The 13,652-nt window shown below is 37.1% G+C and carries 10 protein-coding genes, 17 tRNA genes and 1 rRNA gene; all 28 read right to left on the minus strand.

The window, feature by feature from the left end; genetic code table 11:
* Positions 1–2: 2 nt before the first annotated feature.
* Complete coding sequence (locus A3GU_RS0109175; RefSeq protein WP_018367232.1) at positions 3–3,734, minus strand: phosphoribosylformylglycinamidine synthase; 3,732 nt, start codon at positions 3,732–3,734, stop codon at positions 3–5.
* A gap of 63 nt (positions 3,735–3,797) precedes the next feature.
* The gene (purC, locus tag A3GU_RS0109180) at positions 3,798–4,508 is read right to left on the minus strand and encodes a phosphoribosylaminoimidazolesuccinocarboxamide synthase (protein WP_018367233.1); all 711 of its coding nucleotides are present in this window, start codon (positions 4,506–4,508) and stop codon (positions 3,798–3,800) included.
* Between the two features lie 152 nt (positions 4,509–4,660).
* Positions 4,661–4,903, minus strand: coding sequence for an acyl carrier protein (locus A3GU_RS0109185; protein ID WP_018367234.1), 243 nt, complete (start codon positions 4,901–4,903; stop codon positions 4,661–4,663).
* Positions 4,896–5,900, minus strand: coding sequence for a phosphate acyltransferase PlsX (gene plsX, locus A3GU_RS0109190; RefSeq protein ID WP_018367235.1), 1,005 nt, complete (start codon positions 5,898–5,900; stop codon positions 4,896–4,898). Before plsX ends, A3GU_RS0109185 begins: the two co-directional genes overlap by 8 nt.
* A 125-nt stretch (positions 5,901–6,025) precedes the next feature.
* Positions 6,026–6,796: a DNA repair protein RecO gene (gene recO / locus A3GU_RS0109195; protein WP_018367236.1), complete on the minus strand. Its 771-nt coding sequence runs from the start codon at positions 6,794–6,796 to the stop codon at positions 6,026–6,028.
* Entirely contained in the window at positions 6,786–7,964 is a 1,179-nt protein-coding gene (locus A3GU_RS0109200; RefSeq protein WP_018367237.1) for a pyridoxal phosphate-dependent aminotransferase, read from the minus strand. Before A3GU_RS0109200 ends, recO begins: the two co-directional genes overlap by 11 nt.
* A 172-nt stretch (positions 7,965–8,136) precedes the next feature.
* Positions 8,137–9,096 carry a ribose-phosphate diphosphokinase gene (locus tag A3GU_RS0109205; RefSeq protein ID WP_018367238.1) on the minus strand — a complete coding sequence of 320 codons (960 nt, stop codon included), beginning with the start codon at positions 9,094–9,096 and terminating at the stop codon, positions 8,137–8,139.
* A 130-nt stretch (positions 9,097–9,226) separates the two neighbouring features.
* Positions 9,227–10,459 (minus strand): peptidoglycan hydrolase PcsB, encoded by a 1,233-nt coding sequence (gene pcsB / locus A3GU_RS0109210; RefSeq protein ID WP_018367239.1) that lies wholly within the window; start codon positions 10,457–10,459, stop codon positions 9,227–9,229.
* Positions 10,460–10,554: 95 nt separating this feature from the next.
* Positions 10,555–11,052, minus strand: coding sequence for a rod shape-determining protein MreD (gene mreD / locus A3GU_RS09950; protein WP_018367240.1), 498 nt, complete (start codon positions 11,050–11,052; stop codon positions 10,555–10,557).
* A 2-nt stretch (positions 11,053–11,054) separates the two neighbouring features.
* Positions 11,055–11,873: a rod shape-determining protein MreC gene (locus tag A3GU_RS0109220; protein ID WP_018367241.1), complete on the minus strand. Its 819-nt coding sequence runs from the start codon at positions 11,871–11,873 to the stop codon at positions 11,055–11,057.
* A gap of 61 nt (positions 11,874–11,934) precedes the next feature.
* Positions 11,935–12,022: transfer RNA gene (locus A3GU_RS0109225), tRNA-Ser, on the minus strand.
* Between the two features lie 6 nt (positions 12,023–12,028).
* Positions 12,029–12,102: transfer RNA gene (locus A3GU_RS0109230), tRNA-Ile, on the minus strand.
* 33 nt (positions 12,103–12,135) lie between these two features.
* A tRNA-Gly gene (locus A3GU_RS0109235) sits at positions 12,136–12,206 on the minus strand.
* 7 nt (positions 12,207–12,213) lie between these two features.
* A tRNA-Phe gene (locus A3GU_RS0109240) sits at positions 12,214–12,286 on the minus strand.
* 17 nt (positions 12,287–12,303) lie between these two features.
* A tRNA-Met gene (locus tag A3GU_RS0109245) sits at positions 12,304–12,377 on the minus strand.
* A 9-nt stretch (positions 12,378–12,386) separates the two neighbouring features.
* Positions 12,387–12,476 (minus strand) — tRNA-Ser (locus A3GU_RS0109250).
* 5 nt (positions 12,477–12,481) lie between these two features.
* Positions 12,482–12,555, minus strand: a tRNA-Ile gene (locus tag A3GU_RS0109255).
* Between the two features lie 25 nt (positions 12,556–12,580).
* Positions 12,581–12,654 (minus strand) — tRNA-Met (locus tag A3GU_RS0109260).
* 5 nt (positions 12,655–12,659) lie between these two features.
* A tRNA-Pro gene (locus tag A3GU_RS0109265) sits at positions 12,660–12,733 on the minus strand.
* 6 nt (positions 12,734–12,739) lie between these two features.
* Positions 12,740–12,813, minus strand: a tRNA-Arg gene (locus A3GU_RS0109270).
* A 13-nt stretch (positions 12,814–12,826) separates the two neighbouring features.
* A tRNA-Leu gene (locus A3GU_RS0109275) sits at positions 12,827–12,911 on the minus strand.
* 8 nt (positions 12,912–12,919) lie between these two features.
* A tRNA-Gly gene (locus tag A3GU_RS0109280) sits at positions 12,920–12,991 on the minus strand.
* A 12-nt stretch (positions 12,992–13,003) separates the two neighbouring features.
* A tRNA-Thr gene (locus A3GU_RS0109285) sits at positions 13,004–13,076 on the minus strand.
* 9 nt (positions 13,077–13,085) lie between these two features.
* Positions 13,086–13,167: transfer RNA gene (locus A3GU_RS0109290), tRNA-Leu, on the minus strand.
* 5 nt (positions 13,168–13,172) lie between these two features.
* Positions 13,173–13,245, minus strand: a tRNA-Lys gene (locus A3GU_RS0109295).
* 35 nt (positions 13,246–13,280) lie between these two features.
* Positions 13,281–13,353, minus strand: a tRNA-Asp gene (locus A3GU_RS0109300).
* A gap of 16 nt (positions 13,354–13,369) precedes the next feature.
* Positions 13,370–13,442 (minus strand) — tRNA-Val (locus A3GU_RS0109305).
* 15 nt (positions 13,443–13,457) lie between these two features.
* Positions 13,458–13,573: ribosomal RNA gene (gene rrf / locus A3GU_RS0109310) — 5S ribosomal RNA — on the minus strand.
* Positions 13,574–13,652 lie beyond the last annotated feature (79 nt).

The following is a 13,652-nucleotide window of genomic DNA, read 5'->3' on the forward strand; positions in this document are numbered from 1 at the left end:
CTCTAATCACTAGTTCCTTTGAAATAATTTACAGCTGATGCAAATAAAGATTGTTCCTTATTACCTGGAATATTCTTAAATAAACCTTCTTCATATCTTTCAGAGTGCCCCATCTTGCCCAGAATTTGGCCATTTTTACTGGTAATGCCTTCAATAGCATAAAATGAACCATTAGGATTAAAGTTTGAATCCATACTTGCTTTGCCTTGGAAATCAACATATTGACTAAAAATTTGGCCATTGTCCCGTAAATGTTTAAACTCTTTTTCTGTTACAACAAATTTTCCTTCTCCATGAGATACAGCTATGGTATGGATATCTCCTACTGATAAAGCAGAAAGCCAAGGTGAATTAAGGTTAACTATGCGGGTATTAACCATTTTAGCTACGTGTTGGTTAGCATCATTGTAGAATAAGGTAGGACTATCTGCAGTTAAACTATCAAAATGTCCATAAGGTAACAAGCCGGATTTTACTAAGGCCTGGAAGCCATTGCAGATTCCTATAATAAGCCCACCTTTTTCAAGAAAGGTGTCAATTGCCCTTCTAACCTTAGCATTCAATAAGATATTAACAATGAATTTAGCTGAACCATCAGGTTCATCTGCTGCAGAAAAACCTCCAGCTAAGAAAATAATCTGTGCTTGTTCTATATTGTCAACCATTGTGGCAACAGAATCTTGGATAGACTTTTCATCTAATGTTATAAAAGGAACTAGGTTGACCTGTGCTCCTTCTTTTTCAAAAGCTTTTGCGGAATCATATTCAGAATTGGTCCCAGGAAAAACTGGAATATAGACTTTTGGCTTTTCTATTGTGTGACTGTTTCTGATTACTTCTGTGTTAGTTATCTGAGGAACAGGGGCAAGTTTTGTTGACTGTTTGAATTCTGTGGGATAAATAGCTGCTAATTTTCCTTCGAATGCTTCAAGAAGCTCTGCGCCAGTAAGTTCAAGCTGGTTAATTTTGAGTGTAAATTCAGTCTGTGTTTGACCAATTTTTTGGGCGCCAGCTATTTCTTCCTTAGAAGTAAAGATAAAACCTCCTAATTCTGAACTTAAACTCGTTTCTAAATCTAGAAGCTCAACCTCTGCTCCTATCTGATTCCCAAAAGTCATTAGAGCTAAGCTTTCTACTATCCCACCATACTTAATAGCTGATGCTGCTGTGATGCTATACTGAAATTGAAGAGCTTGGAAGGTTTTTAAATTTTCTTTTATCTCTATAAAATTAATATCTTCTTCAATAGGCCGGCCTGGTAAATAATAAATATTTTCACCAGCCTCTTTAAATTCTGGTGATAAGCTATTATCTGTATTAAGTGTGGTAACTCCAAAAGCTACCAACGTTGGAGGGACTTTTAACTCTTCAAAGGTCCCTGACATGGAATCTTTTCCTCCAATTGCAGGTAGTCCTAGTTGCATTTGAGCTTCAATAGAACCCAGTAAGGCTGAAACAGGTTGACCAAAGTGTTCTGCTTTTTTATCCATTCTCTGGAAATATTCTTGGTAAGAAAAACGTGCTTTTTCCCAGTTAGCACCTGTCGCAACCAAGCGAGCACTTGCTTCAATGACAGCATATGCTGCCCCATGGTAAGGTGACCATTCTGCAATATAAGGATTATAACCTTGAGCTATGGCTGAAGCTGTTTTGGTAAAGCCCTTTTGTACTGGAATTTTTTGGACAGAACATTCTGCAGGCGTCATTTGATAAATTCCCCCAAGAGGGCTGTTAACTGTTGAACGTCCTACTGAACTATCAAAAAGGGTTTGAAGGCCTTTTTGAGAAGAATGGTTCAACTCTGCAAGCAGAGAAAGGGTATCTTCTTTTAGAGTTTTCAGAGAAGTTAGCTTATTCTTAGGAAATGGTTCTCCCTGATCTACCACTTTAACATCTACAGAGAGTCGCACCCCATTTGTATCTAAAAAAGAGCGTTCCAAATCAACAATTGTTTGACCCTTCCATTTCATAACCAAATTTGGCTTTTCGGTCACTTGTGCCACAAGAACAGCATTAATATTTTCTTTATAGGCTGCCTTAATAAAATTATCAGCATCTTCAGCTGCAATAACTACTGCCATACGTTCTTGAGACTCAGAGATAGCAATTTCTGTCCCATTTAGTCCCCGATATTTAAGAGGAACCTTGTCTAAATTAATATCAAGTCCATCAGCTAATTCTCCAATAGCCACACAAACACCACCTGCTCCAAAATCATTTGCCTTCTTAATTAAGGATGTTACCTTCTTATCCCTAAAAAGACGTTGCAGTTTTCGCTCCTCAATAGCATTTCCCTTTTGAACTTCAGCTCCAGCAGTTTTAACTGACTTAATTGTCTGTACTTTAGATGAGCCTGTTGCACCACCAATACCATCACGGCCTGTTTTTCCTCCTAGCATAATAACCAGGTCTCCTGGCTGAGGTTTTTCACGCACAACATTTTCTTTAGGTGCTGCCCCTACTACAGCTCCTAATTCCATTCGTTTAGCCACAAAGCCTGGATGGAAATACTCTTTCACATACGTAGTTGCTAAACCAATTTGATTACCATAGGAAGAATAACCCTGAGCTGCAGACTTTGAAATGACCTCTTGAGGAAGTTTTCCTTGACGGGTCTGCCAAATAGGCTGAGTAATATCCCCTGCTCCCGAAATGCGTATAGCTTGATAAACATAAGAACGACCTGATAAAGGATCACGAATCGCACCACCAATACAGGTTGCTGCACCACCAAATGGCTCTATTTCAGTAGGGTGGTTGTGGGTTTCGTTTTTAAACATTAAAAGCCAAGCTTCTTTATTTCCGTCTACATCAACTTCTATCTCAACAGAGCAGGCATTAATTTCATCAGAAATTTCCACATCATTTAAACGCCCCTGCTTTCCTTCATAACGCCCAAATATAGTAGCCATGTCCATCAAAGTTTGTGGCTTATCTAAACGCCCAAGCTCTTCACGCATCCTTAGGTATTTCTCATAAGTAGATTGCAATTGTTTTTGGAAGGAAGAAGCTGAAAAATCAATTTCTTTTAATTCTGTTTCAAAAGTCGTATGACGACAATGATCAGACCAATAAGTATCTAGAACCTTTAATTCTGTTTCAGTAGGCACGCGCCCAATGGACTTAAAATAATCCTGGATAAAAAGCAAGTCTTCCACTTCCATAGCTAGCCCAGTTTCTGACTTATATTCCTTAAATTGCTGAGCTGAAAAATTCTCAAAGAAGTCCAGATTAGCAATAGCAGTGTTTGATTCTGACAATTTTTCTTGGCTAATAGCAGAGCTGATATCCTTAAAACGCGAATCAACGGGATTAAGCAAGTAATCCTTAATAGCCTCCAGTTCAGCTCTGTCCATATCCTTATTTAAAAGATAAAGCTGGCCAGTAAATACTTCTACCTGAGCATCTGCTCCTAATAACAACAAAGCTTCTTTTGAACTAGCAGCTCGCTGATCAAACTGGCCAGGAAGGGCTTCTATTGCAAAAAAAGCATGCTTTTCAAGTTCTAATACTAAGTCTTCCTGAAAAAGAATAGTATCTGTCACTTGTTCTGAAAAAACATGCTTTATTGCTTTTTCAAGGAGACTATCCTTTATATTAAAGACATCATAAACTTGAATTATCCTTAAAGAGGTTACTGTTTTTAACTGTAGATGAGTCTTTAATTCAGAAAGAAGAGAGTCTGCCTTGGTCTGAAAATCTAATTTTTTCTCAATAAAAATACGCTTATCCATCTCATTTATACCTTATCTATTATCTTTTTACCTTGCATTACAGCTTATTTATAGGATTGCTTACTAACTTAGTTTTTCTAGTTTCTCAAACACAAGTTGATAAACATCTATCAGATTTCCTAGATTCCTACGGAAAACATCTTTATCTAAATGATTTCCTTCCGCATCCCATAAACGGCAATTATCAGGTGAAAACTCATCTGCTAAAATGATATTACCATTTGCATCAAAGCCAAATTCCAACTTAAAATCAATTAGTTGCAAATCAAGCTCATGAAACCAAGTTGATAATAAGAGGTTTATTCTGCGAGTTTCATATTTAATATAGGCAATTTGCTGCTGATCAAGAAGATTTAGAAAATCAATATGTTCTTCATTTATAAAAGGATCATCAAGCGCATCATTTTTGTAGTAAAATTCAATAATGGGTTTTCCCAACTCTAAACCTTCAGCTATACCAAAGCGTTTTGAAAAAGAGCCAGCACTTTTATTTCTTAAGACAACTTCTAAAGGAATAATCTTCACTTTATGATTTAGCTGTTCTCTATCTGAAATTTGTCTAATAAAATGAGTCTCTATTCCTGCTTCATTTAATTTTTTAAAAATAAGAGAAGATATCTTATTAGTTAAAATACCCTTTCCCTCTATATTTTCTTTCTTAGCTCCATTAAGCATACTTGCTTGATCTTTATAAAAAGACCTAATAACATTCTCTGTTTCTGTAGCATAAATATCTTTGGCTTTTCCTGAATATAAGAGTTCTTCGTTTCGCAAAATGTTCGCCTTTCTGCTTCTTTTTTTATAAATGATAACATATATAATTTTTTAAAACAAGAAAAGTTCACATTATAGATAAAAATAGTAATAAATGTTCGTTTTTATACTACAAAAAAAGGAGCCTGCGCTCCTCACTCTTATTCAAATAACTATTTTAATGCTCTTAGTAAATAATCACATAAATCACCAAAAGTATTCAAATTTTCGACATCTTCATCAGGAATAGATAAATGAAAACTATCTTCAATGTTAATAATAAACTCCGTTAACTCAATAGAATCAACATCTAAATCATCTTGTAATGATGTTTCTTCTGTGATTAGAGTTGCTTTAGTAGGATCTTGTTCCTTAATGAGTTCAATTAATTTTGCTAAAATATCTTCTTTAGTCATTATTACTCTCCCTAGAAAATTCTTCTACTAGCTGGCCTACCACATCTGTTTCTAGCATTGTTCGGATTTGCTTAATGGTATAAAAAATAGCTTTAGCATTACTAGATCCATGTGATTTGACAACAGGTGCTTTAAGTCCAAATAAAACAGCTCCACCAGCACTAGAATAATCCAAAGATTCTTTTAAGTCATATAAGCTATTCTTTAATAGCAGAGCACCTAATTTTGCTTTTATGCCACCAGATGTAATTGCTCCTTTTAACTGACTCATTATAGTTATAGCTGTGCCTTCAATTGATTTTAGAACAGCGTTTCCCGTGAAACCATCGGCAACAACCACATCACAGACACCTGACATAAGATCACGCGCTTCCACATTTCCCACAAAATGAAGTCTTTCATCAGCTACTAATAAAGCATAGGTCTCTTTGCGAAGACTATCTCCCTTAGTTTCCTCTGTGCCATTATTTAGAAGGCCCACACGTGGTTTAGCAATGTTACGAACATTTTTAGCATAAAAAGAACCTAAGGTGGCATATTGATGCAAGTGTTGGGCAGAGTTTTCTGCATTAGCACCTAAGTCTAACATATCAAAGCCCAGCTTATTATTAGTTGGTAAGGTAGACATTAATCCTGGACGTTCAACACCCTTAATCCGCCCTACAACAAACAAACCTGCAGCCAATAAAGCACCTGTATTTCCAGCTGAAAGAACTGCATCTGCTCGCCCTTCCTTAACAGCACGTGCTGCTAATACCATAGAGGCTTCCTTTTTACGACGAATAGCTTTAGCAGGCTCATCATCTGAATTTATTTTTTCATCTGTATGAATGATTGAAACACGTTCTGTAGCAGTTAAATAGTTCTTAATTTTAGCTTGATCTCCATATAACTGGATTTCAATATCAGAAAAGGCCTCAATAGCTTGATTAACCCCCTCAACTATAGCTTTAGGGGCATTATCACCACCCATAGCATCCACTGCAATTTTTTTCATTTTTATTTGCCTCCTTCGGGAAATAGCAAAGCTAACTTCTCGTAATAACTGTTATTATAGCATGTTTTTTTAAGATTATCAGTTCGAAAATAAAGCCATAAAAAGAGTCTAGAATAGAAAATTCCTTAAGTCTTATCCTGAATTTTCATAAGATCACCCCAGCTGTTTAGGTTATCAATAAAAGACTTACTCTTTAAATGGATTCCCACATAATCATTATAAAGCTCATCGATAAATTGACGTAACTTCTGTTTCATATCCACACTCAAGTTAATATTTCTCAATTCAGAAAATTGAATCACTTGAAACTGATCCAATAAATAAATAAGATTGGGATCTAAATGATTACGATGCTGATCTTCATGGTAATGCTGAGGACATAGCAAGCCTGAATATTTATGGGAAAAATCAAAGGGTAGACCTACACGATGGCAAAAAGAGCACTCATGAAAATTTAAATGTATTCCAAATCGATCTAGGAGCTGAATTTCAAAAATATTTGTTAAAACCTCATAATCTAGACCTTCTTCTATTAAGTCTAAGGTCTTTTTTAAGAAAACAAATAGCTGTGGGTCCGGTTCATCATCAACTATAGCAACATCAGCCAAGGCTAAAATATAGCTTGCATAAGCTAAACGAAAAATATCTTGATTGATATGCCTATACGTTTCAACTGCATTATAATCTTCAATATAAGATAAACCAGTTTTATTTAATTTTAAGATAAAATCAGCACTCGTTAAGGGCTGAATTACAGAAGCCAGTTTGGACTTTCCTGCATGTTTAATAAAAAACATTTTTTTGCCAGCTTTTTCTGTAAAAATTTTTACTAATTTATCATTTTCCCTATAGTTCCTATTATAAAGAACAATCCCCATAGATGTTTTAATGTCCATAATTTTTCATAAATATTCTTAGACGTTTCATTGCTTCTTGAATAGTTTCCATACTTGCAGCATAGGAAATCCTTATATAACCTTCACCATATTTACCAAAGCCAATTCCTGGAATAAAAGCTACTGATTTTTGCTTAGCTAAATCTTGACAGAAGGCAAAAGAATCCTCATGCCCAAAACCTTCTGGAATTTTAGCAAAGATATAAAAAGCACCTTCAGGTTTAATAATAGAAAAGCCCATTTCGGTCATTTCTCTAATAAGATAATCTCGTCGCAATAAGTATTCCTTTTTCATGGGTAGAGCATCATCTTTTCCATTTCTCAAGGCTTCTACACCAGCAATCTGAGCCATGGTCGTTGTTGCTGTTACTAAGTATTGATGACTTTTTATTAATTGCGCTGCCAATTCTTTTTTAGTAAAGATAAAACCAATCCGCCAGCCAGTCATGGCATGTGATTTTGATAAACCATTAATTAAGATAGTTTGATTTGGAAGAAACTCAGCTATGGAAACATGTCTTTCATCCCTATAAGTGAGTTCCGAATAAACTTCATCACTAATAACAAAGATATTGTACTTTTCAATAACTTTCGCAAATGATTTAATTTGTTGCCTAGAATAGGTTACGCCAGTTGGATTAGTAGGGTAATTTAATAAGACAGCCTTTAACTTGTCTCCTTGTTCAATAATAGCCTCTTCCAAGGCTTCTGCTGTTAAAACATACTGATTAGGAGTTGTATTAATCTCAACAATCTCTGCCCCAACTATAGTCACAATAGGTTCATAGCCTGGATATGCAGGGGCTGGTAATAATACCTTATCTCCTTCTTCCAATATAGCTAATAAAGAAGCTGATAGGGCTTCTGTAGCCCCAACAGTTACAGCAATTTCCTCATTAGGATCATAATCTAAATTATATTTTTCCTTTACAAACTCAGAAGCTGCCTGCCTTAGGGATAAAAGACCACTCATGCCTGTATAGTGAGATTGATTAGCATCAATAGCTGCCTTGGCTGCCTCTTTTATATGATCTGGAGTTGCAAAATCTGGTTCTCCTAAAGTTAATTTAAGAACTCCAGGAATATCTGAAATAGATTGATCAAACTGTCTGATAAGAGATGCTTCAACCTTATTCAAGTGTTTATTAAATCTTTTGCTTAAATCCATGTATATCCCCCTAAAAAAATAATACCTCTATTATACCTAAAATGATAAACAATTGCATTGGATTACTACCTGCTCCTAGAGATAATTTTTTATATAAAAAAAGCCACAGTAAACTAAGCTAAGGATGACTTTTTCACCAACCTTAACGAGGTTTACTGCAACTAACTTTTTATTAATCTACTTCAAACAATGGAGATAAAGGACGTTTTTCATGGATTCTAATAATGGCTTCTGCTATTAATTCAGCAATAGAAATTTGCTCAATTTTATCAATTAAACGATTTTCAGGTAGGTAAATGGTATCTAAAACAATCAATTTTTTAATAGCTGACTTTTGAATATTTTCCAAGGCAGGGCCTGATAAAACGGGATGTGTACATGATGCATAAACTTCTGTTGCACCTGCTTCTGCTAATGCGTCAGCCGCGTGACAAATTGTACCTGCAGTATCTATCATATCATCAATTAAAATACATTTTTTACCAGAAACATTTCCTATGATATTCATCACTTCACTGGTATTCATTTTGTTAACATTACGACGTTTATCAATAATGGCAATTGGTGTACGGAGGAATTGTGCTAATTTACGTGCACGTGTTACACCACCGTGGTCAGGACTAACAACCACCACATCATCTCCAACAAGACCATTACGATCAAAATAGTTAGCAATTAGTGGGGCTCCCATTAGGTGATCAACTGGAATATCAAAAAAGCCTTGTATCTGTGCCGCATGAAGGTCAACAGTTAAGACGCGATTAACCCCAGCAACTTCAAGCATGTTTGCTACTAATTTAGAAGTAATTGGTTCACGTGAACGTGCCTTTCTATCTTGTCTTGCATAACCATAATAAGGCATAACAACACTTATTGTTTCTGCACTAGCACGCTTTAAAGCATCAACCATAATCAGTATTTCCATTAAATTATCATTAACAGGTGAACTAGTTGATTGCAAAATAAAAACATGGTGCCCACGAATAGATTCTTCAATGTTAACTTGAATTTCACCATCCGAGAATTGACGAACAGTAGATTTTCCAAGCTCTACTCCCATTGATGAGGCCACTTTTTCTGCTAGCTCTTTGTTTGAAGATAAAGCAAACAATTTCAAATCCGAATAAGACATTTTTTCCTCCAAAGTTTTAATCCTCTACCATTTTAAACTTTTTTAAGCAATTTTTCAATCTAAATAAAATGATAAGGCTTCAATTATTAACAAAAAGAGATAAGGCTGACCTTATCTCTATAATTATTTTTTAGTTTGGATAGATGTATGAAACACCACTTGGAGTGAACCAACCACGGTAGTTTCCAATTGATTGATTACCGTTGTAGTTTGCTTCCATAACTTGGATTTGTCCACCTTGAACGCCAGTTACATAGGCAACGTGTCCGTAACCACCATCATTCCATACGACAACAGAACCTACTGTTGGTGTAGAACCTACGCGGAAACCTGCAGCTGCTGCACTATATGCCCATTGTCCACCGTTACCCCAATAGTTACCAACCCAAGGAGCTAGTGATTTAACTCCCCATGTACATTGTCCGACTGGATAAGTACTTGCTGAACCATAAGATGCTTGTGGAGTTATAGTAGTTGCTGTAGGCGCTGCTGCGGGTGCAGGAGCTGACTGTGCTGCTACTGGTGCTACAATTGCTGAAGGTGCTGGTGTTGCTTCTGGAGCTACTGAACTTGGTGCAGGTTGCATTTGTTGAATTTCTGCTTGAGCTTTTGCTACTGACTCAGCTTGTGCTTGAGCTTTTGCTTTTGCTTCTTCTTGAGCTCTTTGAGCTGCTTCTGCTGCTGCCTTAGCTGCTGCTTCTGCTGCTGCTTTTTGACTTAATAATTTATCTTTTTCTTCTTGAGCACTTGTCATTTGAGCTGAAAGATCAAGTTTAGCTACTTCTAACTCTGCTTGTTGAGTTTCTAATGAAACTTTGTTTGAAGCAAGAGTTTCCATGTTAGCAGCAACTTTGTTAATTGCTTCTTGATTTTCAGTTTGTTTTTGTTCAAGTGCAGCTTTATCTTCTTTTTGTTGTTCTAAAATCTTTGCATTAGCTGTTACAACTTCACGAATTGCGAAGACACGATTAACAGCATCTGAGATTGATTTAGAATTCAAAAGTGTGTTGAAATAATTTGCTGTCGTATTACCTTTTTGAGTACTACGAGCTTGATTATTCAACACTTCGCTACGAGCAATAATTTTAGCTGAAAGTAATTGAATTTCTTTTTCTAGTTCTGAAGACTTTGCTGCAAGTTCTTCATTTTCTTTTGACAGGCTATCTTGTTGTGTTTGCAAAGAACCAATTTGGTTTTGTAAACTATTGACTTTGCTTTGTGCAGCTTGTTGTTCTGCAGTTAGATTTGAAATAATTGCATCTTGTGTATTAATCTTAGCATTCAAATCGTCTGCGTTAACCGCTGTAGCTGCTCCAAGGGTTACACCACTTACAAGAACGGCTGATAAAATTCTCTTTTTCATTTTTAAAAAACTACTCCTTTTCGATAAGACATCTTATATTCTACCAGAAAAAAAGGCAAATAATATTACGCATTTGTTACATTTGTGTGTAATAATCAATAAAAAACCTGCTTACAATGCTTGTTGAAAATGATAAATATCACTAAATTTAATAATAAAGCAGGTAAAAAATGATAAGTCACAAAGAAAGACCAGGAAATTGGGGTAAAGTGGTAGTTTGTAGCTAGCAAAAAGGAGATACCCACAAAAAATGATAGAAAAACTGTAAACAAGAGAAAATCCTGCCACTTAGACCTTTTATTCTTAACAAACTTATCCACAAGTAAGAGTAATAGTGTTGCTATAGGCAAAGCCAAGGCTGTTATTCCTAAAAAGTCTAAATAATAGTAATCATAAATCATACCAAAGAAAAGCGCAGCTATTAAGGCAAGGAAAAAGTGGCTTCGTCGGCAAAAATAGAAAAAGACAATTACAAATAAATAAGTTCTTAACTCAAGTCTAGTAAAAAAAAGAGTTCTAATAAAATCTGTCAAATGAGCATCTAGAAGGAATATTACAAATAAACTAATAAATAAAAGTATGCGTTTCATCATGTCTACTCTCTTCCTAATACATAAACATAGTTAATGTGTGAAAAATCTGCACTTAATTTTATAAAGATTTTCCTTTTGAGTTTGTCGTCTGAGTTCTCTATTTTAACCACCTTACCAAGGGGAATATCTGCGGCAGTCTCGCCATCAAGGCCGCTTGTATAGGCTTCTGATCCTACAGAAATAGCATCATTTGAATTATATTCACTTGAATACATGACTTGTTTTTCACTGTTGTAAGATTTTAAATTCCCATAAATAGTTGTAGACTTATCCACAATTTTTATTGGAATATCAAAAACTTTTCCACTTGTTAATAAGTCTACATGGGCACTTGTTTTAGAGAAATTAGTTACTCTTCCAATGAGAGAATCCTGACTTGCTACAAGCATGTTCTTTCTGATTTTTTCCTTACTAGGAGTAGCAATTACAATAGCATCTGTCCAAGAACTCGGTGTTCTTGTTAGTATTTTTGTAACTATTTGTTTTGGAGCTGAAAAATTAATCTTAAGCAAGGCTTTTAATTCCTTATTCTCCTTTTGATAGTGTTTAAGACTAGCCTTATCTTTTTTACTATCTTTTAGCTCTTTCTCTAGTTGGTTATTCTTTTGATAGGTGTGAACCAAATCTTTAGTAGTAGAGACCCCGTTTTTTGCCATATCAAAAGGAATAGAAATGTAATTATCTATCTTCGATAAGGAGGCATTACTAACAGTTGCAAAAAATGGTGAAATAGAAGAACTAAAAATAATCGAAAAAATAATGATAGCAATCAACGAACTTGTAAGCCAGAAAAATATTTTTGCTAATTTTTTATTAAACATTACTAACCTTTCAGAATAAAAAAAAAGGAATACCTATTACAGATACTCTCATTTATCAATACGGAGAATAAGGGATTCGAACCCTTGCGCCAGTTACCCGACCTAACGATTTAGCAAACCGTCCTCTTCAGCCTCTTGAGTAATTCTCCATCAAATGGGCACGAGTGGACTCGAACCACCGACCTCACGCTTATCAGGCGTGCGCTCTAACCACCTGAGCTACGCGCCCAAGCCTTTTTAATATAGCTTGGAAAAACTATAAAGCGGGTGACGAGAATCGAACTCGCGACAACAGCTTGGAAGGCTGTAGTTTTACCACTAAACTACACCCGCATTATAATGGCGCGAGACGGAATCGAACCGCCGACACATGGAGCTTCAATCCATTGCTCTACCAACTGAGCTACCGAGCCAACTTAATATCTTTATATTGCGGGAGCAGGATTTGAACCTACGACCTTCGGGTTATGAGCCCGACGAGCTACCTAGCTGCTCCATCCCGCGATAATTTAAAGGAGGATGTGGGATTCGAACCCACGCACGCTTTTACACGCCTGACGGTTTTCAAGACCGTTCCCTTCAGCCGGACTTGGGTAATCCTCCATACATGGACCTTGTAGGACTCGAACCTACGACCGCTCGGTTATGAGCCGAGTGCTCTAACCAATTGAGCTAAAGGTCCAAAGTCATCCATATAATAACATAAATAGCGGCGGAGGGGATCGAACCCCCGACCTCCCGGGTATGAACCGGACGCTCTAGCCAGCTGAGCTACACCGCCATCAATCGGGAAGACAGGATTCGAACCTGCGACACCTTGGTCCCAAACCAAGTACTCTACCAAGCTGAGCTACTTCCCGAATTGATGCACCCTAGAGGAGTCGAACCTCTAACCGCCTGATTCGTAGTCAGGTACTCTATCCAATTGAGCTAAGGGTGCTATATTAAGTTAATGCCGAGGACCGGAATCGAACCGGTACGATGTGAACCATCGCAGGATTTTAAGTCCTGTGCGTCTGCCAGTTCCGCCACCCCGGCTCCTCAAAAGCGAACGACGGGATTCGAACCCGCGACCCCCACCTTGGCAAGGTGATGTTCTACCACTGAACTACGTTCGCAAACTTTCGCAATGCCGGCTACATGACTTGAACACGCGACCCTCTGATTACAAATCAGATGCTCTACCAACTGAGCTAAGCCGGCTTTTCTGTATGCGGGTTAAGGGACTTGAACCCCCACGCCGTTAAGCGCCAGATCCTAAATCTGGTGCGTCTGCCAATTCCGCCAAACCCGCTATGATGACCCGTACTGGGCTCGAACCAGTGACCCATTGATTAAAAGTCAATTGCTCTACCAACTGAGCTAACGAGTCTTTCTTCTTTTAAAACATCTTCATGATATCTTAAACGGTCCCGACGGGAATCGAACCCGCGATCTTCGCCGTGACAGGGCGACGTGATAACCGCTACACTACGGGACCTCTATCTTTATTACTATGGGAGTTAACGGGTTCGAACCGCTGACCCTCTGCTTGTAAGGCAGATGCTCTCCCAGCTGAGCTAAACTCCCTTTGAGTGGTTCTAAGCTAAGCGACTTCCCTATCTCACAGGGGGCAACCCCCAACTACTTCAGGCGTGCTAGGGCTTAACTGCTGTGTTCGGCATGGGTACAGGTGTATCTCCTAGGCTATCGTCACTTAACTTTTCAATGGCTTACGGCATTGTAATCCACTCAAAATTGAATATCTCTATCTTATCAAGAAAGCTACCTTATTGTCAA

Source organism: Streptococcus didelphis DSM 15616 (assembly GCF_000380005.1).
GTDB classification, from domain to species: Bacteria; Bacillota; Bacilli; order Lactobacillales; family Streptococcaceae; genus Streptococcus; species Streptococcus didelphis.

What these genes read in the sequence shown, in the direction of transcription:
- A3GU_RS0109200 (WP_018367237.1), bottom strand. Translation starts at nt 7,964, where the DNA reads ATGGATTTAAGCAAAAGATTTAATAAACACTTGAATAAGGTTGAAGCA.
- A3GU_RS0109205 (WP_018367238.1), bottom strand. Translation starts at nt 9,096, where the DNA reads ATGTCTTATTCGGATTTGAAATTGTTTGCTTTATCTTCAAACAAAGAG.
- pcsB (WP_018367239.1), bottom strand. Translation starts at nt 10,459, where the DNA reads ATGAAAAAGAGAATTTTATCAGCCGTTCTTGTAAGTGGTGTAACCCTT.
- mreD (WP_018367240.1), bottom strand. Translation starts at nt 11,052, where the DNA reads ATGATGAAACGCATACTTTTATTTATTAGTTTATTTGTAATATTCCTT.
- recO (WP_018367236.1), bottom strand. Translation starts at nt 6,796, where the DNA reads ATGGACATTAAAACATCTATGGGGATTGTTCTTTATAATAGGAACTAT.
- plsX (WP_018367235.1), bottom strand. Translation starts at nt 5,900, where the DNA reads ATGAAAAAAATTGCAGTGGATGCTATGGGTGGTGATAATGCCCCTAAA.
- A3GU_RS0109175 (WP_018367232.1), bottom strand. Translation starts at nt 3,734, where the DNA reads ATGGATAAGCGTATTTTTATTGAGAAAAAATTAGATTTTCAGACCAAG.
- A3GU_RS0109220 (WP_018367241.1), bottom strand. Translation starts at nt 11,873, where the DNA reads ATGTTTAATAAAAAATTAGCAAAAATATTTTTCTGGCTTACAAGTTCG.
- A3GU_RS0109185 (WP_018367234.1), bottom strand. Translation starts at nt 4,903, where the DNA reads ATGACTAAAGAAGATATTTTAGCAAAATTAATTGAACTCATTAAGGAA.